We start from the raw sequence: 25,392 nt of genomic DNA on the forward strand, positions 1-25,392 counted from the left end.
GTTATCAAGCCGTCGTATTGAAGAGTCGGCATTAAAAGGTACCGGCTCTCGTTACTACTCTCGTGATACCCGCGTTCTTAATCATGCGGTCGCAGATATTACACGGAGCGGGGTCAATGGTTTCATCGAGGCATGCAAGGTAAAGGGTAGCACCTCGCATGGACCGCCTCGGCGCACTGATAATCGCGTTCTGCTCGGCGTGAACGGCGACGCAGGTCCCGTACTGGTCCCCATGACGAGCCGCGTGCTCGTCAATAGGCGTGGAATGCTCTCGGCAGTAGCACTTCCCAACGTCGCAGCAGTTGGCCTCACCTCTGGGCGCGCCGTTGTAGCCGGTCGCGATGATTTCGTCGTCTGCGACAATCACGGCCCCATACTGCCTGCGAAGGCAGGTAGAACGGGCCGCGACGGCTTTTGCGATATTCAGATAGTAGTTGTCTTTGTCTATTCTCATAGTCTTACCTCCCGCTACTTCCGAAAGCTCCGGTACCACGCTCGGCAGACTCTGCATACGTGAACTCAGGGATAACGACCGGCATAATCACGAGCTGGCCGATACGGTCGCCCTTCTTGATGTCGTAGCCGTCGCCGCCAACATTCGAGACGATAGCATGGACCTCTCCACGATAGCCGGAATCAATGGGCGGAAGCTCGCATACGATACCGCGAGCGCTCAAGCTGCTGCGAGGAAATATGTACCCCACATAGCCATCAGGCAGCTCCAGACCGAAGCCGAGAGGCAGCTTGTAAACCTGTCCCGGGTAGATGGTCTGGTCTCTGGGACTGAACACGTCCGCGCCGGCGTCGTTGTCATGTGCTCGTACAGGAGCGGGACCGTTAAAGTCAATCAGCTTAATCTTCATCTCGCACCTCCATACAGAGCGGAAAATCCCGCTCAAGAATATCGTGCGGCGTAAGGTCAGACGTCAGCGGAGCGCCGCAAGCCATCTTACCTTCAAGACACTTGCCCTTCATGCAGAAGGGGCCAGTCGTCTCAGGAGAGAAGAGAGCCGGAGCCAATTCGTAAAGCTCTTCCCAAAGGCGGAGCATAACGTAACGGGTCTCGGCGGTATTGCGCCGGCAAGTTCTCTGGCTTATCATGTGCTTCCACTGATAAGGCGTCGCGCTGATAATCAGAACGTTTCTCAGACCCTGCGGCGCCAGATAGCCGGCAGAGTCGTTGTCCACGCCGTACTCGACGAGGAGCTTGTACTTCCGCATAGCGTCCTGACACTGGGAGAGGTAGGAGAAGCGCATTTGACTGTCAAGCAGCTCATAAGGGACAACGAAGTCGGCCTCATTCGAGTAGTCGCTGTACTGCAGCGACGCGGACATGAACTTGACCTCGTTCTGGTGTCTCGTAATCTGGGCAAGGAATCGCCTTGACGCTCCGACAATTACGGCGTTGATGACCGCGAACTTCTGAATCGTGGGGTGCGGAAGCTGGGTCATAACCTTAGCCGTTTTCTCGGTGTACTCTTTATCGTAAAGAGCGAGGAAGTCGGAGAGGTCTTTGACCGTATGCCCGCGCTGCGTCAAGCGCGCTGCGCAGACCATCATCTTCTCAGCCTCGCTGATTGCGGTCGGGTTGAGGATTGCGACTTTAATTTTATCCATTGCCGTTCGCCTCCTCCTCGACCAAAGCCTTGAGCAGAAGCAGGTAGTTAATGCTGTCCGTGATTTTCTCGGTCCAGCGGTCAAGAGAGTAGCTGCGGCCGTCGGTACACATATCCGAGATAGAAACGAGGTGCTTTGTCAGCATACCGAGCAACGCCTCTTTCGGAGTACCGTCAATAATCGCAGCCGCCTTCTTGAAGTGTGCAAGGCGGTCGATGTTGCTCTCGTCTACGGCGTCAGGGGCGTACTCGTGGCCCTTGCCGGTAAGCAGGTGCTCGCAGACAAGAAGCTGCTCTTTGACAACCTTATTAAATACGTCTATCTTCATAGCGGTTAGTCCTTTCTATAGTATTCGCACTCATAGGCGTCAGCCTTGAGCGGTAAGCCGGTCGCCCACTCGATGGGCTCCGACATGATTTTGCTGATTTCCTCGGCGGAGCTTACGCCGATAGGTACCTCGCAGATAACTTCGTCATGGACATGGAACACGACCGGAAAACCGGCGCGCTCCAGACGGTCAATGGCGACCGCAAGGCAATCCCGGGCCGTAGCCTGAACGATGTTCTCCACGAGTTTCGGGCCATAGGACTCGATACGACCCCAGCCGCCCGAGGACTGAATTGTGCCCTCATAGGTGATACTGTCGTCGTCGATTCTGGGCTTTACGTAACTCAGCTCACGACCATTCGGAAGTCTCAGCTTGAGGAGAGGCCCTTGCTTGTAGAAGCCCATACCGAAAGGCAGCTTAGTAGGAGCCTTCGTCTGAATGGTCCTGCGTGCGGCGGCATCCGTGTCCCACCACAATTTAGTGATGGCAGGATTTGCAGCGCGCCAGCTATTGACGAGCGGTTTCAGCTCAGACTCTTCGAGCCCCATCTCGAGAGCGCCCATAGATTTCAGAGCGCCGACGCTGCCGCCGTAGCCGAGCGCGAGCTCAGCGATTTTTCCTTTCTGCCGCATAGGGTCGCCCTTCTTGACGGAGCCCTTCGGAAGGTGAAACATCTGCTCGGCGGAAGCCTCGTAGATTTTGCCGTGGGTCTTGAAAACCTCCATGCGCCACTCTTCGCTTGCGAGCCACGCGATAACGCGGGCCTCGATAGCAGAGAAGTCAGACACGATGAAGCGGTAGCCGGGTCTCGGGATAAAGGCCGTGCGGATAAGCTGCGAGAGAGTCCCGGAAATGTCGTCGAAGAGCATTTCAAGAGTCTCAAGGTCTCCGGCCTCGACGAGCTGTCTCGCGGTATCGAGGTCGCGGTCCGGCATTTTGTTCTGGGGTAAGTTCTGCATTTGCACGAGACGCCCAGCCCATCGGCCGGTACGCGCCGCGCCGTAAAACTGAGTCAAGCCGCGAATGCGTCCGTCTGGGCAAGCCGTGCGAAGCATAGCGCTGTATTTTTCAGTTGAGGTCTTTGCAAGACCCGCTCTGATGTCGAGCATACGGTCCACGGCGTCGCAGTCAGCGTCGGCTCTTACACCGGCGATACTCTTCTTGTTGAGGCTCTCGACCTCAATACCCGCAGTGTCCTCAATCCAGCTCTTGAGCTGCGCAGTACTCTTCGGGTTTTCAAGGCCTGTGAGTTCCTTAGCCTGCTCGAGAAGTCTCGCCTTGATAACGGCGTCAATCTCGACCGCGTGCTCCGCGAGGTTAAGGTCCACGCCGACGCCTCGGTCGTTGATATGCTGGTCGTGAATCCAAAGGGGCTGTTCCTTTTCATACACCGGGAAGCGAGAGAGCTTCTGCCGGATAGCCCGCTCCGAGACGACGTCCTGACGGTTGTACTCAACGTAGATAGCCCAGCGGTCAGGGTCATGCTCAGGAAGGTTGCGGGTCCGGTTGCCGTTCGTCTTCGTAGGCTTACAAGGTATCGAGAAGTAACGGATAAGCGCCCGGCCGGTCTTAGACTTCTGCTTGTCTTCAGGAAGCCCGATGACTTCGCCGACAGCCTCCAAGCTACCGGGCAGGCCCAGCTCTCGGGCCATGACTGCGGTACAGCTCCATTGCTCGGGCGGCGTCACGCGGCCCATAAACGCGCTCAGGCAAGTCCGTTCAAAAGACGCATTGAATGCTGTCTTTAAGATTTCGGGGTCATACAGAGCGTTCTGGAGCTCCTCAGGCAGGCTCTCGCCTCTGGCGAGGTCGATAACCTCGACCGGGCCGTCGTCCCAAGCGTACCCGAAGAGAAGAATCTCAAAATCGGGGCTCTGAGCGTAGGCGTAGACGCCGCACTTTTGCAGAGAGACCGAGCTGTAGGTCTCTATATCGATTGCTAATGTTCTCATATTGCCTCCTTCCTCCGGGCGGCGTTCGCCTCAGCAAATCCGAGACGAACGCGCCGGAGCATACGCTTAACCGAGGAGGTCGTCGTTGTCGTCCTCGTCTTCCCAGCCGTCGTCCCAATCGGAATCCGTAACAACGCCGCCGCCCAGAGGCTCGCCGTCGTAGAGCTTCATAATACCGTTGAGGCCGGCAGAGATACCCTTGTTGCCCTGCGTGTCATACACGTAGAAGTTGATGATTGCACGGCCGTAGCAGCCGGAGTAGAGCTCCTGCGGGTCAGTCAGCGGGGTCTTGTCCGCGTGGACGAGAACGGGCTTGTTGTTGGAGCTAACGGTGATAACGTAGCAGCCCTTGCACTCTTCGCCGAACTCGCCGCCGTTCGGGCGCTCACCATCGCCGTCATGCAGCGTGCTCTTGAGGTTGGTAGGCAGCTTCTTGCCGCTGTTGCTTGCCATGAACTTCTGCTTAGCCTCGTCCATAGCAGCCTTGATTTTCTGCATGGTGGCCTTGTCACTCTTCGGAATCAGGAGGGTAACGCTGTACTTCGGCGTAGCGCCTTCCTGAACGGCGCGAGGGGTGAAGAGGTTGCAGTAGGAAAAACGGACCTTACCAGTAGTGATTTGAGTAGACATAGTATCAATCTCCTTTAATATAAATAGTTTTCATCTGAACGCCGTACTCGACGGCAAGCTCATGTGAGTCAAAATAGATGTCGATAACGTTTCCCTTAACGGCGCTTCCTGTATCTTCGGCTATGTACTCGTGACCGTCGATAATGAGGACCGTTCCGAGAGGTATCACAGCGGGGTCGACCGAGACCGTGCGGTCTGCGGTCGGAATCGTGCCGCTCTTTGTTCGCTGCACGTAATCGGTACCGACCCGAGAAGGGTGTTCCGCACTCCAGATACCGCAGCACTTAACGCAAGTGCAATAGGCGGTAGTCTTGAACTCGCCGAGCTCGATAAGCTCAGGCTCCGGCGCGGCGGTCTCGGTAATCGGCTCAGGAGCTTCTACCCGAACGGGCGAAGACTTAGGCTCATCAGGAACGGAAGCGCTCGGCCTCGTAACGAACGAGAGAATCAAGGCGACAATGAGCGCCAGAATGAGGAGCCACTGGATTTTGATAAGGCGGATTCTCGCCCGCGTTCTGCGTCTTGCCGCTTCCGTCATAACGAGACCTCCTTACTTATCGAACTCAGCGAGAAGCTGTTCTTCGGGCTTGAACTCAGGGCGCTTGTCCTTTGCAGGAGCCAGAGCGGGCTTACCCTGAGGCTTGACGATAAGCTCGCCGAGCGTTTCAGCTACAGCCTTTTTACCGAAGTCCTTCTCCATCTGAGTCAAAGTAATCAGTTTGCGCTCGTAGAGCAGACTCTCGTCGTAACCGGCGGACTTCATAGCCTCGACGACTTTCAACTCGTCCGCGAACTTGCGGTTGCTGCGGCCCTCGACCATCTTCCAGCCGGTAACAGGCTGACCGCTGAGCAGCGTAGAAGATACAAGGCCTTCAAGGTCCGTAAGCCACGCCTGAATATCCGCGGCCTTTTCAAGAATCGCGCCGGCCTCTTCAGGAGTCAGGAGCATAGCGTCCGGAGCCTCATCGAAGAGCTTGAGATTCTTGTCGGCTCTCGCTTTGCACTGAGCTTTCGCCCGGCAGAACTTGCAGACCTCTTCGGACGGGGCAAACTCGCCTTCGCCCTTATAAGCCAGCTTAGCGCGGGGCTTGACATACTTCTCAGCCCACTCGAGCAGCTCCTTGACGGTGATTTCGTCGGAGCTCTGAACGCCGGAGAGGCGAGGCTGGAAAATCGTCATGCGAACGGAATCGATGTCGAAAAGCGTGTTGTACTTGAGAAGCGCGCCGAGGGCGTAGAGCTTCATCTGAGGGTTACCGGTCGCCTCAACGCGAACGCCCTTGCCGTACTTAAAGTCCACGATTTCAAGGACCTTGTCAGCGACGATGATACAGTCGCCGGTACCGAAGCCGTCCTTGACGTACTTCGAGAAGTCGACTCTTACCTCAAGCTCGGTAAATGCGTCCTCGCAAGACTCCTGCGCAACTTTGGTCTTTTCAGTAACAAATCTTGCGTAGTCATTTGCGCATTCCTGCATTTCAGCGTTGTAGTAAGGACCTTTTGCCAATTCGTCACGACGATTCTCAAAGTCCATCTCGGAGACCTCACCGAGGAAATAGCGGGCGGTCAGCTCGCAGAGCTCATGAGCTGCGGTACCCTCTTCGGCGTACTCGCTCGTAGTCTGCGGAAATTGAAGCTCAAGTAGTGCGCTCGGCGTACACTCGAGCCAGCGGTGAGCGCCGCTTGCGGAAAGTAGTGCGTGCTTAGCCATTGACACTCACCAGCTCTTTCATAAGCGCCGGATAGTCTTCCGTGCGGCTGTCGAAGTCGGAGAGCTTCTTGCAACCGAACTTCGCAAAGATGTCGGCGAGCTCTTTCTGCTTGCCGGCTTTGGAGAGCTTCAGGGCTACGGCGCGAATGTCGGTCTTCGTGATAGGCTTGTCCTCGGTCTTCGGAGTCTCAGTCGCAGGAGCAGGGGCCTCGGTCTTTGAAGTCTCGACGGGCTTTTCCGAAGGGGAATCGAACATACTTACCTGACCGGGAATCTCGGTATCAGGGAGCAGGGCTCTCAGCTTGCTCAGGTTTTCCTGAGTCAGTTCCATTGTTACGGTGATTTTCATTTTGTTTTGCCTCCTTGTTTTTCTTCCAAGCCAAATAGGCTTGCATATTTTGTGGATTTTCGTAAAACGCGTTGACCGCAGCGCTTAGTCGGTCAAGCATAAGATTCTCTCTTGCAAGAGCGGTTTCGGCGAGCGTCGGCCGCATTTTTGTCTTTTAGGACAAATCAGCCGCAAAAAAAATTGCGTTCGTCGTAGGAGCGTCCAAATCAAGGAGCTCCTTACAGAGCTGCACTTCAGGTACCGTGAAGGCAACTTTGCCCGTAATCTTACGGTAGGCTGTGCTCATACTCCAGCCCTGCGCGTCCGCAAGGTCCTTCGTAGTAACGCCTTTCAGGGTCATGTGGGCCCTCAACATTCGAGTTTCAACCATACGATATACTGTCTCCTTTCCTTGAGATTTTTCCTCGTAGGCACTACCGGTTGTCCCAAAGGACAAATTTATTATACCGTGTCCTTTTGGATTTGTAAATAGCCTTTTGGAAAATATTTGTGAATTTTAAGCAAAAGTATTCACTTTAAGACAAATGCGTGTTATAATAAGAGTAATCTTTTTCAAGGGAGGCGGTCTTAATGACTTTAGGCGATAGAATACATTATCTCAGAACAGAGAAAGGGTACACTCTGCAGGAGCTCGGCGATAAGGTCGGCGTCGGTGCGAGCACGGTCCGCAAGTGGGAAACGGGCTACATCAAAACACTTCGTACCGATAAAATGCAGAAGCTCTCGAACGCTCTCGGAACGTCGGTCGACTACCTGATGGGGTGGACCGATAACAGCGTAAACGTCGGAACGGTGGGGACCAATAACGGCGTCATAGGCCAGAACTCCGGTGAGATTCACTTAGAGCAGCAGCGCTCCAAAGAGGAAGCGGAGCTTCTGCGTATTTTCTCCGGGCTCGATGTCAAGCGGCGTATGGAGCTGCTTATGACAGCTATCCGCTTAGACGAGGAGCAGAATCAATGAACGCGTGGAGCAGAGAGGATATAATTATCGCCTATGCTCTTTACTGCGTTACTCCTCTCGGGAAAATCAATCCCAGCAATAAAGTCATTCAGCAGGTCGCCGAGATTATTCCTCACTCAGTCGCTTCTATCGTAATGCGCATGAGGAACTTCCGGTACATAGACCCGAAGGTTTCCTCAGGACTTAAGAACGTAGCGAAGGCGGACCGAATGATTTACGAGGAGTTCAAGCACGACTGGGGCTCTCTGAGTCTTGAGGCGGAGACTTTGACGGGTCTCGCTATCTTTGACTCTTCGCCTTTGCAAGGAGCAAAGCCGCTTTCGTCTCTAACGAATCACGGAAAAGTATCGCGGGAACGACACTTCTTCAAGCAGGCGGTGCTCGCGGCTTACGACGACCGGTGCTTTATATCCGGCTGCGCGCTGCCGCAAATGCTCGTTGCAAGTCATATAAAACCGTACTCGCAATGCCGAAGCGAGGCGGACCGGGTCAGCCCCGACAACGGGATTTGCCTCAATACTTTTTATGATAAAGCCTTCGACCGAGGCCTTATAACTATCACTCCTTCCATGAAAATCTATGTTTCTCCAATAATTTTGGATAGCCCTCAGGACGCTTTTACAGCCCGCTGGCTGGCTTCTCTTGACGGAATGGTTTTACCCCCCCCCCCCCCGATTTCCGCCGCGTAGAGAGCTTCTGGAGTACCATAACGACGAAATTTTTAGGAGGGTCACATGAATACAGTAATTTATGCTCGGTATTCTGCCGGCCCAAGACAGACCGACCAGAGTATCGAAGGGCAGCTTAGAGTTTGTACCGACTTTTGTAAGCAACGAGGGCTTACCGTTATCGACACATACTGCGACCGTCATATCTCAGGACGGACAGACGAGCGACCGGAGTTCCAAAAGCTCATTGCGGACGCTAAGCGCAAGAAGTTCGAGGCGGTAGTCGTCTATAAGACAGACCGCTTTGCCCGGAACAAATACGACAGCGCCGTTTATAAGCGGGAGCTCAAGAGGAACGGAATCCAAATCTTTTACGCCGCCGAGGCGATACCGGACGGGCCTGAGGGCATTATCCTCGAGAGCCTTATGGAAGGTCTCGCGGAATACTACTCGGCAGAGCTCGCTCAGAAAATCAAGCGGGGAATGCACGAGAGCGCTTTGAAGTGCCAGAGCACCGGAAGCGGGAGACCTCTCGGCTATCGGGTCGACGAGCAGAAGCACTTTCAGATAGACCCAGAGTCAGCCCAGACCGTTCAAACGATTTTTGAGCAGTATATTAAGGGCGAATCAAATGCGGCCATCTGCGAGCTCCTGAACAGCCGTGGGCTGCGTACCGCGCAGGGTAAGCCCTTCAACAAGAACAGTATCAATCGAATTATTAAAAACCGAAAGTACATCGGCGAGTACCGGTATCACGATATAGTCGTCGAAGGCGGTATGCCTGCAATTATCTCGAAGGACACCTTTAACCTCGCTCAGGCCGAAATGGAACGCCGGCGCACTCGCAAGGCTCCGAAGTCGCCAAAGGCTGAATACCTCTTAGCCGGTAGGCTCTTCTGTGGTCATTGCAAAGGGCCAATGCAGGGCGTCAGCGGAACGGGCAAGAGCGGGAACAAGTGGTACTACTATTATTGCGGGAACACTCGCGGCAAGAATAAGACTTGCGATAAGAAGCAGGTCTCACGCGACCGCCTCGAACGCGCCGTAGTCGACTTCACCGTCCGCTATATTCTTCAAGAGGAAGTTCTCGAGGAGCTCGCGAGGAAGGTACACGCGGCGCAAGAGCGCCAAAATGATACCGCTTCGGAGATTGCCTTTTACGAGAAGAAGCTGGCAGACAACAAGAAGTCTATCGCGAATGTGCTGCGGGCTATCGAGTCAGGAGCTGCGACGCAGACCTTACCTGCACGCTTGCAGGAGCTCGAGAACGAGCAAGCGGTCATTCTGGGCGAGATTAGCTTCCTCAAGGGCAAGCGCCTCGCGTTCACAGAGGACCAGATTCTCTTTGCATTGATGAAACATTTTGAGCCATACCCGGGTGAGTCCGAGCAGGACTACCGTCGGAGAATCATCTCTGACTTTGTTTCAGAGGTCTACTTATATGACGACCGGCTTCTTATCTACTTTAATATCAGTAGTGAAGACGGAAAACTCAAGTCCGCAGACCTCTCAAACATTGAAGGCGGCGAGTTCGACGAGGGACTCGTCAGCTCCACCAAAGGCACCATCGGAAGATGGTGCCTTTTTTCTGCAATCCCCGCCGTGACGGATGCGCAGCATCCGGCACGAACGGTGGGGATTGGTTGGTTGAGAGTTCGATCCTCTTCGTCTCCACCAAAAAAAGTCCGCAACGGTTTCGTAGCGGACTTTTTTGTAGTGTTCGGCCTATTTTTCGGGGCGCCAGATTAAATCGGGAGGACGGCTTCTGCCGTCCCCCCCGATTTTTGCAGCCGTTTAGGTCATGTCGTCCCGGAGCGCGTCGATGATGTTTTCCCTTTTGATTTTGCCGACGGCATAAGCCATCGTTGCGAATATGACCAGCAGCACGCTGAACACGCTGATCCCGATGCTCGCCCACGGCAGCGTAAACTTCACGCGGTCCACGACCATCACCTTGTGGATGAGCCAGGAGGACACCGCCGCCAGGGGAAGCCCGAAAAGCAGGGCCCTCGCGCCGTAGAACACGCACTCAAACCGCATCATTCTGTTGAAATTCCGGTCGGACATTCCCACGGAGCGGAGCATGGCAAGCTCCCGCCTGCGCAGCTTTATGTTCGTGGAGATCGTGTTGAACACATTGGCGACCGCGATCAGCGAGATCATGATGATGAACGTATAGGCGAACATGTTGGCGACGAAGATGTAGCTCCGGTTTTCCTCGAGCATTTCGGAGGCGTTGAGCAGCAGGTAGGGGACCGTCAACCCCTCCGCCCGGATGATCTCCTTCATTTCAGCCGCCGACCGAGACGGGTTTTCCGATTGAAAGGTCAGGCCCTTGACCCTGACATCCACCGGGGCGCCGGAGGGGATGAACGCCTCCTTGAGCGACCAGGGGGCCATCACCTGGAAAACATACGGCTGCTGTGGGGAGGCCCCCATCACCGGGGGCGTATCCGGAGGAACGAATTCCACAAAGGTAAGGCTTACCTCCCGCCCGAGCTCCGTCTTCGGCGTCCCGCCCGACAGGGGAATGATGGTTACGTCCGCGGCGGAAGCGGCGAACAGGCCGCGAAGCTGGCTTAAGGATTCCGCACGTCGGTCCTGCATCTTCGCGACGGCGATCAGCCTGGCGTTTTCCCCTGCGTATTCTTCGGGCGGCAGGCCCAGCCCGCGGATGATTTCCAGGTAGGCGTCGTCGTCGAGAAATTGGAGCTCCATCGGCAGCTTCACCGGTTCCCCCGCGGGATCCACCCCAGCATATTCCCGGTAACCGTCCGAGAGGATGCCGGCCGGGACGGTACAGGCGTATTCCACCACCGACTGGCAGGTGCTCCGGGTGACGCCCTCGGCGGTTTCGAGGCTGTCATAGAGCCGCAGCAATTCTCCGTCGTCCAGCTCCTGCGCGCCGAAGCCCACGTCGTAGTCGGTGACCACTTTCGCGTCTTCCGACATCCGCTTCAAGTCGGCGACAAGGGCGCTCGTTGAGATAAACAGCACGACACTTAGGATGAGCGACATCACGATGCTGCGGTACCGCTTTTTGTTCCGCTTGAAATTCTTCAGCGCAAGGGTGCCCTCCAAACCGCAGACACGCTCCGCCAGCCTCGACGTTTTCACCGCCCGGGATTCCATCTTGACTTCGTTCGTCTGGCGGATGCACTCCATCACCGGCGTGTTAGAGGCCTTCTTGGCCGGGAGATAGGCCGAAATCAGGATCGTGACGAGGCTGACCGCTGCCGCACCGGCAATCGCGAGGGCGGACACATGCATGGTCAGGGGAATCTCGGTGTGGAAGATATCCCCGAACTGACGGGAGGCGGAGGAGATCACAAGCCCGATCCCGCCGAGCCCCACAAGAACGCCGGCCGGGATGCCGACCGCACCGATGCAGAGCCCCTCGAAGAGCACCGAATTCCGCAGCTGTTTCGCCGTGGCGCCCACGGAGGCGAGGATCCCGATCTGCCGGGTGCGCTCGTTCAGGGAGATGCTGAAGGCATTGTAAATGAGAAAGATCGAGCCGACCATGATGATCACGACCACGATGCACCCGAACGAAAAGAGCAAGGCGTTGAAGATTCTGTCGCCCGGGTCGTTTGAGAGGCCCATCATGCGCAGGACATGGTGGTTCAGGATGTACGGACGGCCGTCCGCCGCGCCGCGCAGGTAGGCGTGCACCCGGCGCGGATTTTTCAGCGTGACGAAGAGGGCGGAGCTGTCCGCGCCTTCCGCCGCGTCCGTCCGCGTGATCAGGGTGTACCCCGGCGCGGAATCCGGCTCAAAGGCGGGCGTCCCGCAGATACCGACCACCGTGTAGGTCTTTTCGCCCCGCGGCAGAAGCGTTTCCGTCCCTGCCTCGTACGGGTCGCCCTGTCCGAGCGCCCCGCCGTCCCGCACGCGGCTTCCCACCGCGAGGGAGAGCGTGTCGCCCGGCGCGCAGGAGACGCCGCCGTCCGTCGAGGCCTTCCCTGAAACGAGGACCTCCCCGCTGTTTTCGGGAAGCCTGCCGGACAGCAGGGTCAAGGGCAGAGCGTCGAAGGTCTCCGTGCTGAAACCGGCGATGAAAAGGTACGGCCGGTTCGGGTTTTTGCCGCCTTCCAGCGCCGCGTAACCGATGTTTTCAAAGGACGCGGTCGCCAGAACGTCCCGGTCGAGCGCCCGTTCCCGCGCAAAGGAGGGGTCGGCGTCCAGAAACGCCAAATGCCAGCCGCCGTATCTCTGGGCCGCGCCCTTTGCCATATAGTCCAGCAGGGAGACGCCGAAGGTGGAGACGGCCGTAATCATGGCGGCGGACAGGATCACGCCGATGATGGTGACGGCCGTGCGCGTGCGGTTCTTTTTCAGCCCCTGGAGGGCCACTTTATGCAAGATATTCATGGCCGCACCCGCTCGTCTCTCACGACCCTGCCGTCCGATATGCCGATGATGCGGTCCGCCTGCAGGGCGATGTTTTCGTCATGCGTGACGAGGAGCAGGGTCTGCCCGTACTTCCGGTTGCTCTCCTTCAGCAGCTTGACGATCTCATGCCCGTTCCGGCTGTCCAGACTGCCCGTGGGTTCGTCGGCCAGCATGACCGCCGGGGCGTTCATCAGGGCGCGCCCGATGGCGACGCGCTGCTGCTGCCCGCCGGAAAGCTGATTGGGCAGGTGGGACCTGCGGTCCTGCAGGCCGAGCAGGCGCAGCAGGTCCTCCAGACGTTCCCCGTTGACCCGGCGCCGGTCCATCAGGATCGGCAGGGTGATGTTCTCCACCACGTTCAGGGTGGGGATGAGATTGTGGAACTGGTAGATCAGCCCGACCTGCCGCCTGCGGAAGACCGCCAGCTTTTCGTTGTTCTGGGCGTAGACGTCCTGCCCATCCAGATAAACCTTGCCGCCGGTGGGCACGTCCACGCCGCCGACGATGTGGAGCAGCGTGGATTTGCCCGAGCCGGAGGGGCCGATGATGGCGGCGAACTCCCCCTTTTCAACGGTCAGCGAAACGTGATCAAGCGCAACGACGCGGTTCGCGTCCTTTCCGTAGACCTTGCACAGGTCTTCGATCCTTAAAAGCTCCATGATGGGAGCCTCCTTTCCCATGGCTTACCCATATCATAGAACATTTGGCTGACATCCCGGTGACTTTCGGGTGAGAGATCCGTCATTTTGGGAAACGGATCGAAAAGACCGCGCCTCCCTGCGGGTGGTTCCCGGCGGTTACCGTCCCGCCTTGCCGCGAGATGATCGTCTTGCAGAGGGCCAGTCCGATCCCGTAGCCGGCGGCGTTTGTGCCTTTCCCGCGGTAAAACCTGTCGAAGAGGCGGGGCAGCTCCTCCCGCTCGAAGCCCGCGCCGTTGTCGTGGATGACGATTCCGGCATACAGGGGGTTATCCTCGCAGACGACCTCGATCTTCCCGTGGTCGCCCGCGCTTTCCATGCAGTTTTTGAGGATGTTCCGGAGCGCTTCCGAAAGCCACCCGGCGTCGCCCCAAATTTCGATCCCTTCCGGCGCGTCGACCCGCAGGGAGACGTCATGCAGCTCCATGGGGATTTGGAGCGGACGGAGCGCGGCGTCGACAAGGCTAGCCACGTCGACCCGTTCGCTTTGGAAAACCACGATGCCCGCGTCCAGCCGGGACAGTTTGAGCAGGGAGGTGAGCAGCCAGTCCATCTGCGTAAGCAGCTCCTCCGCTTCCCGCAGCAGCGCCTTGCGTTCGCCCGCGTCCGGCTGGTTCGCCAACAGGGAGAGCACCAGGTTCAGGGATGTGAGCGGGGTACGGAGCTGGTGGGCGATGTCCGCCAGCGAATCGGCAAGGTGCTCCTTCTCCTGCTTCAGCGCGTCGTTCTGCTCCCGGAGCCGCAGCGTCATTTTCGTGACCTCGCTTTGCAGGATCGACAGCTCGCCCTCGTCCGATCCGCCGATGAAGATTCGGTCGGCATGGTGGAGCACGAGATCGATCTGCTCTGAGACCTCCGCGATCTTTTGATAGCGGGCGCGGGTAAACGCGTAGAACGCCGCCCCAAAGGCCGCGGAAGATAGTAGGGAGAGGATTCCGGCCGCCGGGCGAATAAGAAAGCCGATCACGGCGGCCGTCACGGCGACCGCGGCAAACAAAACGGCGAACCGCCGGACCTCCCTATTCCGAAACATGGCTGCCTCCCAGGCGGTATCCCGTCCCGCGGACGGTCAAGATGATCCGCGGGTTGGCGGGGTCGTCCTCGATCTTTTCGCGCAGGCGCTTGATGTAGACGGTCAGGGTGTTGTCGTTGACGAACTCGCCGGCGGCGTCCCACAGCTCGTCCAGCAGGCGGTCCCGCGTGAGGATGCTTTGGGGGTTGTTGACAAACACCAGCAGCAGGCGGTATTCCAGCGCGGACAGGAAAATTTCCCGGCCCTCTTTTTTCACGACGCCGCTGGACGGGTCGACCCGGAGCCCGCACACGTTGAACGCGGCGGGGGAGCGCCCGGTTTTCCGCAGGGCCGTTTTGATCCGCGCGACCAGTTCGCGCGGGCGGAACGGCTTGGTGATATAGTCGTCCGCGCCCATGTTCAGCCCGGTGACCACGCTCGCTTCATCCCCGGAGGCCGTCAGAAAGATGACGGGGATCGCCCGCGCCGCCTTGATCTCCGTATAAACCGTGAAACCGTTTCCGTCGGGCAGGGAAATATCGATGAGCGCCAGGTCGAACGGGTCCCCGGCGAGCGCGGTGAGGGCTTCCTCACGCGTGGGAGCGTGGATGACCGAAAAGCCCTCCGAGCGGAGCAAAAGCGTCAGGTTTTTTGCGATCGCCCGGTCGTCCTCGACCAGAAAAATGTTCGGCATGGGTTATCCTCCTGTCTGCGCCCGGCAGTAGTATCATGTTCATTATGCGGCATCGGTATTGGAAAGTCAAAGCGTATCCTGCATTTTCCTGTAATTCCGTCAAATGGACCGTAAAATCGCGCGTTAAGGCGGACAAGGACGTGGGAGGCGGCATCCGGCCAAACGATAAGAGCCGCGCGGACGAATCCGTCCGCGCGGCTCTTCTTTCACAGGGGCCTCCGGCTGGTCACACGCCGGCGGTGAGGATGTGGGTGCACGACCAGCTTTCGCCGGGCGCGAGGGTGGTGAGGCAGGGGCGTTCGGAGAACGCGTGCCCCAGGTCCGCCCGCCCGGGCAGGCCGTGCCACGGCTCAATGCAGAGGAAGCCCGGAATGCCCGGCTTGCTCCAGAGCAGCGTATAGGGGTACCCCTCGCAGGAAATGCGCAGATACCGGCCCGTTTCCGCTTCCTCGAGCTGGATCCAGGAGGAGCGCAGACCCTTCATGCAGATGCTGTCGTCGTCGAAGAGCCCGGGTGTGAGCGGGACGGCGGACTGCCCGGGGAAGACGGGGGTCTCCTCGCCGGTGGCGAGCCCGTTTTCGTCGCAGCGGACCCGCAGGGGGGATTCCTCCCGCTCAAAGCGCACGAGGTAGCCGGTCACGGCCTTTCCCGGCGTGAAGGGGCAGCGCAGCGCGGTGTGGAAACCGAGCTGGAAGGGCATCGGGCGGCTGTCCTCGTTCTGGACGCGGCAGACGGTCACGACGGAATCCCCCTCCAGCCGGTGGGTGGTCTCGAGCGAAAACTTCCAGGGCCAGAGGGCGAGGGTCTCTCCGTTCCAGCCGAGGCGGAAGGTGAGGAAATCCGGCCCCGAGGCGGACAGCATATGCTCCATATCGCGGGCGAAGCCGTGGGACCCCGCCTCATAGCGGCGGCCGCCCTCCTCAAAATAGTTGTCCCGCATGCGGCCGCACCAGGGGAAGCAGAGCGGCGCGTGCCGCCCCCAGACCGCCGGGTCCGCGCTCCACAGCAGCTCGCCGGGCCCGCCCGCCTTGCGCAGCGAGCAGAGCTCCGCGCCGTGTGTGTCGGCTTCAAGGGTCAAACTGCCGTTTTCAATCTGATGTCTCATAAGAACCCCTCTTTCCCATCCTGTTTCATGCCTTGCAACGCCAATTGTCTGCGCTTATTATAGCCGATGGGCGGGGAAAATGCAATTTGCGCGGGAGCGTCTCTGCGCCCAGGAATTGAATCCCGGGCGCTTTTGTGTTATCCTTGTTGGGAAGTACTGACAGGAGGAATCACAAATGCAGGTCAAGGATCGGTTTTTAAAATATGTCTCTTATGACACCCAGTCGGACGACGACAACCTCGCCGCGCCGAGCACGGAAAAGCAGCTTGTGCTGGCCAACGAGCTCGTGCGGGAGATGCGGGAGATGGGGATCACTGACGCGGCGGTCGATGGAAACGGCATCGTGACGGGCACGGTTCCGGGCAATGCGCCGGACGCGCCGGTGCTCGGGCTGATCGCTCATTATGATACGTCGCCCGCGCTTACCGGCACGGATGTGAAGCCGCGCGTCATCGAGGGCTACGACGGCTCGGACATCCCGCTCAACGCCGAGCACGGGATCGTGATGAAGGTCTCCGAGTTCGGGATGCTCCGCGACGCGGTGGGGGAGGACCTCATTGTGACCGACGGAAACACGCTGCTCGGTGCGGACGACAAGGCGGGCGTGGCGGAGATTATGACCGCCGCCGAGCGGCTGCTCGCGGACGCGGGCCGTCCGCACGGGACCATCCGCCTCGGCTTCACCCCCGACGAGGAGGTCGGCCGGGGGGCCGACCACTTCGACGTGGCGGCGTTCGGCGCGGACTACGCCTACACTGTCGACGGCGGCCCGGTGGGGGAGCTGGAATTTGAAAACTTCAACGCCGCGACCGCGAAGGTAACGGTGACGGGGCAGGGCATCCACCCGGGCGACGCGAAGGACCGGATGATCAACGCCAGCCGGGTGGCGGTCGAGTTCCAGTCGATGCTGCCCGAGCGCCAGACGCCCGAGAACACCGAGGGGTACGAGGGCTTCATCCATCTGATGCGGTTTGACGGCGGGGTGGAGGAAGCGAGGCTCGCATACATCCTGCGTGACCACGACGCCGAAAAGCTGGAGGAGAAAAAGCGCGTGATGCGGGCGGCGGGCGAGTTCATCAACGGGAAATACGGGAAAAAGCTCGTTTCGGTCGAGCTGGTCGACGAGTACCGCAACATGAAGGAGCAGATTCTGCCCCATTTCCACCTGATCGACAACGCGCGCCGCGCAATGGAGGAGGTGGGGATCGAACCGAACGTGATCCCCATCCGCGGCGGCACCGACGGGGCGCGGCTCTCCTACATGGGGCTGCCCTGCCCGAACCTCGGCACGGGCGGGCAGTGCTTCCACGGGCGGTACGAGCACATCACCGTCCAGTCGCTCGAGCGCAACGTGGAGCTGCTCATGAAGATCGCGGAGATCTACGCGAAGCGGCCGGGCTGACCGCAATGATGCCTGAAACCGGAAAAAGACCGCCGGCGGAACTTCCGTCGGCGGTCTTTCTGCGTCTCAGAGGCTTAAAAATTGGTCCACCAGGACCTCCATCAGCAGGTCCTCGGCGGGCGCCTGGTCGAAAAGCGCCGACTGCATGATGGCGCTCTCAAAGAAAAAGAGGAGGCTCGCAGCCGATTTATCCGGGTTCGGGACGGCTTTGGCGCCCCGCTTCAGGCGGGAGGCCAGCGCATTAAAAAGCAGCGCGCGCTCCTCGGCGATCAGCTCCTTAACCTCGGGCATCGAGAGGGAGAGGGAATAGAGCATCATGACGAAGCGGTTCCGGTCGCGGTTGCCAACCAGCTCGTGCAGCTGCTCCCGCTTTCCCGCCTCGTCCCGCGCGAGGTAGAGCTCGTCGATATCGTTGCGGATGGATTCGAAGAGCATGCGCGCCACCAGCATGAGGATTTCGTCCTTGCTCTTGAAGTAGTGGTGGATCAGCCCGGCCGCCATGTCGGCGCGCTGCGCGATGTCCTTGACGGAGGTGGATTCGTAGGAACCCTTTTCCAGCATACAGGCCTGCAGCGCGCGCCCGATCTGGATGCGGCGCTGCTCGGCGATTGATTGTCTTCCCATGGACTACTCTCCTAAATTTTTTTATAAATCAGAAATTTTTTTATTGACATTCGTCAAACGGTATGCTTATAATATAAAATAGATTGGTTGGTTAGTCAACAAATAAATTTTATTCCGATTTCATTATACCATGATTTCAAAACGATGCAATCGATTTGGGGCCGTAAAATAGGAGATGGGAAAATGAAGCTGCTGGTTGGAATTCTCATCCTGGGACTGGTGATCGGAGCGGTTGTCTGGATTCGCCTGGCAGGGCCCTTCCGGGCCGGGAACCACCGCAGGTACAGCCTCGGCGGGGTAAAGCGGGGAACGCCCAACGCGCTGACGGGTAGGACCGTCCTCTGCCTCGGCTCGTCGGTGACCCGCGGGCTGGCGGCCGGGAACGTCTCCTTCGCGGACTATATCGCCCGCCGCAGCGGCTGCAATTTCATCAAGGAGGCGGTGTCCGCCTCGACGCTGGCGGGCCGCGGCCGGCGGTCGTACATCGCGCGCCTTGAGCGCCATCCCGCGGTAAACCGCGGGATCGACTGCTTCCTCTGCCAGCTGTCGACCAACGATGCCACCTTCAAAAGCGACCCCGGGGACGTGAGCGATTCCTTCGACATCGCGTCGTTCGACACCGGGACGACGGTCGGCGCGATGGAATACATCATCGCCTTCGCGAAAAAGACCTGGGACTGTCCGGTCGTCTTTTTCACCGGGACGAAGTACGACAACCCCCGCTACCACCGGCTGGTCAATCTGCTGCTCGAGCTGCGGGACAAGTGGGGGATCGAAGTGATCGACCTGTGGCACAACCGCGAAATGAACCGGGTCAGCCCGGATGATTATAAATTCTACATGAACGATGGCGTCCACCCCACCAAGGCCGGCTATTTGGAGTGGTGGACGCCGGTGATCGAGGAAAACCTGTGCAGGATTTTGGAGGAATGGAACGAACGAAAGGGGCTGTGTGAGCCGACGCCGGGTCTCTGAAGAACCCGGCTGCTTCGCAAGAGATTTCATCATTTCAAAACAGCGGCTGCTGTCAGAAACAGCAACAGGAGGAGGATATCATGTTAAACTTTTGGCGCGCGATTTTCTATTCGGATTTGCTTGCCCCGGTCTTTAAAGCCGTCGCGACCGCGCTGGGCGTGACCCCGCAGGTCTGCAAGGAGTACTGTACCAGCGGCGTCATGATGTACGGCCTGCAATTCACGATCATCGTTTTGATCGTGATCGCCGCGATCGTCCTGATCCGGCTGTTCGGCCTGCTCAACCCCGGCAACCTCCCGAAGTATAACCCCGGAAATATGGACCAGGTCAAAAACAGCCCCCTCAAGGGCAAGCGGTTCATCTTCCTCGGCTCTTCCGTGACCAAGGGCTTCGCTTCCTTTGGGAAGTCCTTCGTGGATATGGTCGCCGCCCGCAACGGCGCCGTCTGCGTCAAGGAGGCCGTCTCCGGCACGACGCTGGTCGACAACGGCCCCAAATCCTACATAAGCCGCCTGAAAACCATCGACGCCAAGACCCCCTGCGACGTGTTCGTTTGCCAGCTTTCCACCAACGACGCGACCAAAAAGCTGCCGCTCGGCAAACTTTCCGCGGGCACCGGGCTGGCGGACTTCGACACGAAGACCGTCTATGGCGCGATCGAGTACATCATCGCCTATGCGAAGGAGACCTGGGATTGCCCGGTCGTCTTCTACACCAATCCCTTCTACGCCGATGAGAAATACGCCGCGATGGTCTCCGCGCTGAAGGAGATCGCCGGAAAATGGGAGATCTCCGTAGTTGACTTCTGGAACGACGGCGAGATTTCCGAGCTCTGCAAAAAGGGCAGCTACCGCAACGATCAGATCCATCCCACCAAGAAGGGCTATCAGGCGATGACCCCCACCGTTGAGGCCGCGCTGGCCTGCGTCCTGACCGGCAAGGCGGTGCCCGCGCCCAAGAAGAGCATCGCGCTCACCGGGGACGCCCTCAAGAAGAAGGTAAACGGCAGGCGCGTCAAAAAGATCGTTCTTCGCGTTCTCGCGGTGATCCTGGCGATCCTCGTGGTGGTCGGCGCCAGCACGGTGCAGCAGCTTGTCACCGTCACCGGCATGAAGAACGAGGGCAACAGCGACAAGTATGCCCCCGAGGTGCAGGCCGCCAACCCCGACAGCCCCATCAAGGGTAAGACTCTCCTGTGGCTCGGTTCCTCCGTGTTCCAGGGCTTCGGCGCGGGCAAGACCTCTCCCGCCGCGTGGATCGACGCGATCGACGGCACCAACTCGATCGTCGAGGTCAAGGGCGGCACCCTGCTCGCAGGCGTGGAGGCCTCGATCGGCAGCGGGCTCGGCAGCGTTTCCTCGTCCGATTCCTACCTGCCCCGCCTGATGAACCACACCGCGGAGACCGACCCGGTCGTGGACCTCGTGGTGGTCCAGCTCTCCACCAACGACTCGAAGGGCCAGTGCGAGACGGGCGAGGTCAGCGCGAGCTTCGACATGGACGACTTTGAGCTCACCACCACGGTCGGCGCGCTGGAAGCCATCACCGCCTACTCCAAGGAGACGTGGGGCGCCCTGGTCATCACCGGCACCCAGTTCGAGGATGAAATGACCTACTCCGGCGGACAGAACAAGGACATCTACCAGCTGATGATCGAGAGATGCCACGAGCTCGACGAAAAGTGGGGAGACGAATTCTCCGTCCTCGACCTGTGGCACAACGACGTCATGTATGAGAACGTCGTGACGGGCGACACCCTCTGGCGCTCCTACATGAGCGACGCCATCCATCCCACCAAGAAGGGCTACCTCGAGTGGTGGGGACCCTACGTTGAGGAACGTCTGTTTGAGCTTCTCGGCTGATTCATCGTTCAACCCGACACTTCCATAGCCCAGCGCTGACGAGCGCCGCAAACAGGGGTCTGATGAACGGGCCCCTGTTTGCGTGAGGCAAAAATACGGACATCCCGATAGTGGAAAGGAAATGCCTATGCAGGGAATCCTGGAAAAACTGCGGCGTGACGCGCGGGAAAATCCCAACCGCGCCGTCTACAATTTTTTGGACTGCGAAACCGAGCCGTTCGGGCAGAACGTTGTGACGATGGGGCAGCTCCATGCCCGCGCCACGGACATCGCCGCCGACCTCAAGCGCAAGGGCGCGAAGCGGGGGGACCGCGCAATCATCCTGTCGATGCAGGACGCGGGGACGGTCTACGCGATCTTCGGCTGCATGCTGGCGGGCGTGGTGTTCACGGTGATTCCGCCGCCCATCGACGCGGGCAAGTTCGCGCGCTTCGTCTCTGTGCTCAAGTCGTGCGGGCCGCGCTTTCTCATCTCCAACGAGGGGATGGAGCGATCCTCCGACACGAAGGTGACGGCCCCGCTGCTGCGGAAGGCCTTCTTCCAGGCGGTGGCCCTCAGACGCGTCTATACCGACCGGACGGAACGGTACGAGGGCCCCGAGATCTTCTGCGGCTACGGCGCGGACGACCTTGTCTATCTGCAGTACACCTCCGGGTCCACCTCCGAGCCGAAGGGCGTAATGGTCTCCTACGGGAACCTGACCGCCTGCATCGACCAGTGCCGGGAGCTCTTCGACTTCACCGTGGGCAACCACAACATTGCCTCCTGGGTGCCCTTCTACCACAACATCGGGCTGATCGCCGCCCTCTTCATCCCGCTGATCCCCGACCACGGAGTCTCCTACCTGATCCCGACGCTGCAGTTTTTGGCGAAACCGACCGTCTGGCTGAAGGTGCTCTCCGACTTCCGGGTCAACATCACGGCGGCCCCCAACTCCGCCTATGACGTCTGCACCCGGCTGATCGGTGAAGAGGACGCGAAACACTATGACCTCTCCCACGTCACCCACCTCGTCAACGGCTCCGAGTTCGTCAACCTGCGTACGGTCGAGAAGTTCTGCGGCCTCTTCCACATCAGCCGAAACGCCTTCGCGCCCGGTTACGGGCTGTCGGAGTGCGTCTGCATCGCCACGCTGGCGAGCGGCGAATTCCGGTCGGTGGAGATCGACCGGGAGGGGTACGCAAAGGGACGTTTTGCCCCGGTGCCGTCGGGCGGGAAGGCGATCGTCGGCGTGGGGCGCGTGCCCTCCGGGATGCGGATCGTCGCGGTGCGCGCGGACGGGTCTCCCTGCGGGCCGGACGAGATCGGCGAAATCTGCCTGAGCGGGGAAAACGTCTGCGGCGGCTACTGGAAAAACCCGGAGGAGACAAAGCGCTTTGAAACGGAGATCCCCGGGCACCCGGGCCGCTTTTACCGCACGGGGGACATGGGCGCGCTCTACGATGGGCAGCTCTACCTGACCGGCCGCATCAAGGAGATGATCGTGGTCAGCGGGAAGAACATCTACCCCAGCGACATCACGCTGCTGCTGCACGAACAGGGGCTCGCCCCAGCCGTCGACGCGGTGGGCGTCTTTTCGGTGGAGTCGGAGGGCGGCGAGCGGCCGGTGCTCTGCGTGGAATGCGGCGGGGAGACGGACTTCCGTTCCCTCGCGGCGGAGATCAACCGCGCCGTGGCCGGGTCGTTCGGGTTCTCCTTCCACGACACGGTATTTGTGGAGGCGGGCTCCCTCCCGCGCACCGACAACCGCAAGATCAAGACCCACGCCATCAAGGAGGCGTACGAGGCGGGCAGGCTGAAAATCCTTTACAGCACCCGCCGGAGCGGCGCGGAGCGGGAACCGCCCGCGCCCCGGCCAAGGGCTGTTTCTGCGGACGCGTCGGAGGAGGAGCTGCGGGCGGTGGTGCGCGCGGCCTTCAGCCGCGCGGCGCCGGGCGTCGGGTTTTCCGACGAGGACAGCTTCCTCGAGATCGGCGGCGACTCGCTCCAGATGATGGAGCTGCTCTGCGGGCTCGAGCGGGATCTCGACGTCTCCATCGACCTGCGCGAGATGGCCGCCGCCCCGACGGTGGCGGGCATCGCCGGTTACCTCCGCCGGGTGCGCACGGGCGAGGGGCCGGGGGAGAAGCCCGACCTGCGAAAGGAGTGCGTGCTGGACGAATCGATCCGCCCCGAGGCCCCCTACACGACGCCTCCGGAGGAATGCCGAAGCATCTTCCTGACCGGTTCGACGGGCTTTCTCGGCGCGTACCTCATCCGCTCGATCCTAGAGCGGCGGGCGGGGAGCGACCCGGTCGTCTACTGCCATGTGCGGGCGAAGGACCCCGCCGCCGGGCTGGAGCGGATCGTCGCCAACATGAAGGATTTCTGCTGCTGGAAGGAGGACTACCGCGACCACATCGTCCCGGTCACGGGAGATTTGAACCTGCCCAACCTCGGGCTGGATAAATTCACCTACCGGCGGCTCGCGGATGAAATCGGGCTGGTGATCCACAACGGAGCGCTGCTGAACTTCGTCTATCCCTACCGGCAGATGAAGCGGACGAACGTCACTGGGACGGCGGAATGCCTGCGGTTCGCCTGTACGGGCAGGCCGAAGTACTTCCACTACATCTCCTCCTACAGCGTCTACGACACGCCCGGCCAGTTCGGGAAAACCGTGGCGGAGGACGATCCGCTCCTTTCACCCGAGGGGTATTTCCTCGGCTATTCCGAGACGAAATGGGTCGCGGAAAAGCTCGTGGGCATCGCGCGCGAAAGGGGTCTGCGCGCCGCCGTCTACCGTCCCGGCGACATCACCGGGACGCTCCGGGACGGCGTCTGGAAACTGGAGGATATGATCAGCCGGTCGATCGTCGGCTGCATCCAGATGGGCGCGGTCCCCGACATCGACGTGAACCTCCACCTCACGCCGGTGGACTACGTCAGCGACGCGGTCGTGGCGATCGCCTTCCAGAGCGGCTCCGACGGCAGGGCGTACAACATCATCAATCAAAACCTCATGCCGATGAACCAGGTGGGCCGGCTGATGCGCAGGGCCGGCTACCGGGTCGAGACCCTCCCGTACGACGAGTGGTGCGTCCGGCTGGCCGCCTGCCCGTCGGAGGAGAACGCGCTGCGGATTCTCTCCTGTCTCTTCACCGACCGGCGCGCCGAGGGAGAGAGCCTCGTCGAACGGTTCGGGAAGCGCCAGCCGCGCTTCCGGACGGACAACGCCGACCGGATGCTGCGGGGGACCGGCGTCTCCTGCCCGCCGGTCGACGCCGCCCTGTTCAAAAGCTACCTGAACTATTTCCGCCGGTGCGGATACATCGGCGCGCCCGCGGTGCGCGCGCTTCCGGTCTGGAAGCGCTGACGGCGGCGGGACTTTCATCCAGCTCCCTCGATGGATGGTCTTCTTGAGAACAAACAAAATGCCCGGCGCGCAGTCATGCGCGCCGGGCGTTTTGCCGTGGTCATCCGCGGAGGATGGAGATGTCGCCGCTGATGGTATCGAAGGAGAAGCGGGCGCCGCCGTCCTTGTAGACGCGGCGGCCCTTGTCTCCGGTCGTCGGGAAGTCGGAGGAAAAGTCTCCGCTGACCCGGTCGTAATCGGCGGTGAAGCCGTCGTTTTCGGGGATCGTGATGTGGACGCTCCCGCTGACCGAGGAGCCTTCGATCCGCTCAGGGCAGATCGCCGAGCCGACCCGGAAGGAGCCGGAGATGGTGTCGTACTGAATCCTGCCAAAGGAGCCTTCAAGCTGCACCGGGCCGCTGACGCTGTCGGTCTCCGCGCTGCCGGCGGTGAGGCCGGAGGAGCGGACGCTCCCGCTGACGGTGTCGAGCTCGAAGCTGCGGCAGCTGGTGTCGGTGATATCGGTGCTTCCGGAGACGCTGTCGATTTCGAGCTTGTCGGCGGTGATTCCGGAAACCTGGATGGAGGCGGAGGCGACGGAGATTTCCGCCTCATCCATCCGCGCCGCGAGGGATTCCGGGACCAAAATCTCCAGGGTCTTGACGGGGGAATTGGCGGAGCGGAAGACGCTTTGGCGGGGCGCGCAGAACTGGATGACGAGGGTGCGGTCCTTGAGATAGTGGCGCATCCGCATGCTGTCGTCGGCCTGCCCGCGGATGGTTTCGTCGAAGGCGAGCTCGCTGCCCTCGTAGGACCGGACGGTCACCCCGCCCGAGACCCAGTTGATTTCGATGCTGTCGACCTGGTCGGCGGGGAAGCTGCCCCCTCCGGCGGTATAGCGTCCGGCGTCCGGGTAGGAAAAGCCGCTGCCCGAAAAGCCGACGCCGGAAAAGCCGAACGGCAGGGGGCGGCCCAAAAGTTCGCCGCCCGAAAGCCCGACGGCGAGGATGCAGGTCAAAAGCACGACGACCATCGACCAGAGAATGATCCGGATGACTGCTGACGTTTTCATA

General features: G+C 59.8%; 23 protein-coding genes. 7 read left to right on the forward strand and 16 right to left on the reverse strand.

What is annotated here, in order from left to right; all coding sequences use genetic code 11:
* Window positions 1-31: 31 nt before the first annotated feature.
* The 9 genes from NE609_RS00370 to NE609_RS00410 all read right to left on the reverse strand — a co-directional run bounded on the left by NE609_RS00370 (window position 32) and on the right by NE609_RS00410 (window position 6,587).
* Window positions 32-454: a dCMP deaminase family protein gene (locus tag NE609_RS00370; protein WP_256151347.1), complete on the reverse strand. Its 423-nt coding sequence runs from the start codon at window positions 452-454 to the stop codon at window positions 32-34.
* Window positions 455-458: 4 nt separating this feature from the next.
* A complete protein-coding gene (locus NE609_RS00375) occupies window positions 459-863 on the reverse strand; it encodes a dUTP diphosphatase (RefSeq protein ID WP_256151348.1) in 405 nt (134 codons plus the stop codon).
* Complete coding sequence (locus NE609_RS00380) at window positions 853-1,617, reverse strand: FAD-dependent thymidylate synthase (protein WP_256151349.1); 765 nt, start codon at window positions 1,615-1,617, stop codon at window positions 853-855. The genes NE609_RS00375 and NE609_RS00380 overlap by 11 nt, the downstream gene beginning before the upstream one ends.
* Entirely contained in the window at window positions 1,610-1,945 is a 336-nt protein-coding gene (locus tag NE609_RS00385) for a hypothetical protein (protein ID WP_256151350.1), read from the reverse strand. The genes NE609_RS00380 and NE609_RS00385 overlap by 8 nt, the downstream gene beginning before the upstream one ends.
* A 5-nt stretch (window positions 1,946-1,950) precedes the next feature.
* Window positions 1,951-3,897, reverse strand: a complete 1,947-nt coding sequence (locus tag NE609_RS00390; protein WP_256151351.1) for a DNA polymerase — start codon at window positions 3,895-3,897, stop codon at window positions 1,951-1,953.
* Window positions 3,898-3,963: 66 nt separating this feature from the next.
* Entirely contained in the window at window positions 3,964-4,527 is a 564-nt protein-coding gene (locus tag NE609_RS00395; RefSeq protein WP_256151352.1) for a DUF2815 family protein, read from the reverse strand.
* A 4-nt stretch (window positions 4,528-4,531) separates the two neighbouring features.
* Window positions 4,532-5,065, reverse strand: a complete 534-nt coding sequence (locus tag NE609_RS00400; protein WP_256151353.1) for a 3D domain-containing protein — start codon at window positions 5,063-5,065, stop codon at window positions 4,532-4,534.
* Between the two features lie 12 nt (window positions 5,066-5,077).
* The gene (locus NE609_RS00405) at window positions 5,078-6,238 is read right to left on the reverse strand and encodes a DUF2800 domain-containing protein (protein ID WP_256151354.1); all 1,161 of its coding nucleotides are present in this window, start codon (window positions 6,236-6,238) and stop codon (window positions 5,078-5,080) included.
* A complete protein-coding gene (locus tag NE609_RS00410; RefSeq protein WP_256151355.1) occupies window positions 6,231-6,587 on the reverse strand; it encodes a hypothetical protein in 357 nt (118 codons plus the stop codon). The genes NE609_RS00405 and NE609_RS00410 overlap by 8 nt, the downstream gene beginning before the upstream one ends.
* Before the next feature lie 570 nt (window positions 6,588-7,157).
* Here NE609_RS00410 and NE609_RS00415 point away from each other — a divergent pair.
* The 3 genes from NE609_RS00415 to NE609_RS00425 are packed head-to-tail and all read left to right on the forward strand — an operon-like array spanning window position 7,158 to window position 9,967.
* Complete coding sequence (locus tag NE609_RS00415; RefSeq protein WP_256151356.1) at window positions 7,158-7,550, forward strand: helix-turn-helix domain-containing protein; 393 nt, start codon at window positions 7,158-7,160, stop codon at window positions 7,548-7,550.
* The gene (locus NE609_RS00420; protein WP_256151357.1) at window positions 7,547-8,239 is read left to right on the forward strand and encodes an HNH endonuclease; all 693 of its coding nucleotides are present in this window, start codon (window positions 7,547-7,549) and stop codon (window positions 8,237-8,239) included. Before NE609_RS00415 ends, NE609_RS00420 begins: the two co-directional genes overlap by 4 nt.
* A 45-nt stretch (window positions 8,240-8,284) precedes the next feature.
* Complete coding sequence (locus NE609_RS00425) at window positions 8,285-9,967, forward strand: recombinase family protein (protein ID WP_256151358.1); 1,683 nt, start codon at window positions 8,285-8,287, stop codon at window positions 9,965-9,967.
* Between the two features lie 45 nt (window positions 9,968-10,012).
* Here NE609_RS00425 and NE609_RS00430 read toward each other — a convergent pair whose 3' ends face one another.
* The 5 genes from NE609_RS00430 to NE609_RS00450 form a co-directional block, all read right to left on the reverse strand.
* Window positions 10,013-12,592: an FtsX-like permease family protein gene (locus NE609_RS00430; protein ID WP_256151359.1), complete on the reverse strand. Its 2,580-nt coding sequence runs from the start codon at window positions 12,590-12,592 to the stop codon at window positions 10,013-10,015.
* Complete coding sequence (locus NE609_RS00435) at window positions 12,589-13,272, reverse strand: ABC transporter ATP-binding protein (RefSeq protein ID WP_101551052.1); 684 nt, start codon at window positions 13,270-13,272, stop codon at window positions 12,589-12,591. Before NE609_RS00435 ends, NE609_RS00430 begins: the two co-directional genes overlap by 4 nt.
* Before the next feature lie 82 nt (window positions 13,273-13,354).
* Window positions 13,355-14,344 (reverse strand): sensor histidine kinase KdpD, encoded by a 990-nt coding sequence (locus NE609_RS00440; RefSeq protein ID WP_256151360.1) that lies wholly within the window; start codon window positions 14,342-14,344, stop codon window positions 13,355-13,357.
* A complete protein-coding gene (locus tag NE609_RS00445) occupies window positions 14,331-15,017 on the reverse strand; it encodes a response regulator transcription factor (protein ID WP_256151361.1) in 687 nt (228 codons plus the stop codon). Before NE609_RS00445 ends, NE609_RS00440 begins: the two co-directional genes overlap by 14 nt.
* 226 nt (window positions 15,018-15,243) lie before the next feature.
* Window positions 15,244-16,122: an aldose 1-epimerase family protein gene (locus NE609_RS00450; protein ID WP_256151362.1), complete on the reverse strand. Its 879-nt coding sequence runs from the start codon at window positions 16,120-16,122 to the stop codon at window positions 15,244-15,246.
* A 175-nt stretch (window positions 16,123-16,297) separates the two neighbouring features.
* Here NE609_RS00450 and pepT point away from each other — a divergent pair, with 175 nt between their 5' ends.
* The gene (pepT, locus tag NE609_RS00455; protein ID WP_256151363.1) at window positions 16,298-17,524 is read left to right on the forward strand and encodes a peptidase T; all 1,227 of its coding nucleotides are present in this window, start codon (window positions 16,298-16,300) and stop codon (window positions 17,522-17,524) included.
* A 66-nt stretch (window positions 17,525-17,590) separates the two neighbouring features.
* Here the strand turns inward: pepT and NE609_RS00460 are convergent, their stop codons facing one another.
* On the reverse strand, window positions 17,591-18,148 hold the full coding sequence (locus tag NE609_RS00460; RefSeq protein WP_256151364.1) for a TetR/AcrR family transcriptional regulator: 558 nt from the start codon (window positions 18,146-18,148) through the stop codon (window positions 17,591-17,593).
* Window positions 18,149-18,331: 183 nt separating this feature from the next.
* Here NE609_RS00460 and NE609_RS00465 point away from each other — a divergent pair, with 183 nt between their 5' ends.
* The 3 genes from NE609_RS00465 to NE609_RS00475 all read left to right on the forward strand — a co-directional run bounded on the left by NE609_RS00465 (window position 18,332) and on the right by NE609_RS00475 (window position 24,340).
* Window positions 18,332-19,123, forward strand: coding sequence for an SGNH/GDSL hydrolase family protein (locus tag NE609_RS00465; protein ID WP_256151365.1), 792 nt, complete (start codon window positions 18,332-18,334; stop codon window positions 19,121-19,123).
* Between the two features lie 80 nt (window positions 19,124-19,203).
* Complete coding sequence (locus NE609_RS00470; protein WP_256151366.1) at window positions 19,204-20,985, forward strand: SGNH/GDSL hydrolase family protein; 1,782 nt, start codon at window positions 19,204-19,206, stop codon at window positions 20,983-20,985.
* 127 nt (window positions 20,986-21,112) lie between these two features.
* On the forward strand, window positions 21,113-24,340 hold the full coding sequence (locus tag NE609_RS00475; RefSeq protein WP_256151367.1) for a thioester reductase domain-containing protein: 3,228 nt from the start codon (window positions 21,113-21,115) through the stop codon (window positions 24,338-24,340).
* A gap of 100 nt (window positions 24,341-24,440) precedes the next feature.
* Here NE609_RS00475 and NE609_RS00480 read toward each other — a convergent pair whose 3' ends face one another.
* Window positions 24,441-25,391, reverse strand: coding sequence for a DUF4097 family beta strand repeat-containing protein (locus tag NE609_RS00480; protein ID WP_256151368.1), 951 nt, complete (start codon window positions 25,389-25,391; stop codon window positions 24,441-24,443).
* Window position 25,392: the final 1 nt, after the last annotated feature.

Origin of the sequence: Anaerotruncus sp. DFI.9.16, assembly GCF_024461615.1 — a bacterium.
Taxonomy (GTDB): domain Bacteria; phylum Bacillota; class Clostridia; order Oscillospirales; family Ruminococcaceae; genus Anaerotruncus; species Anaerotruncus massiliensis.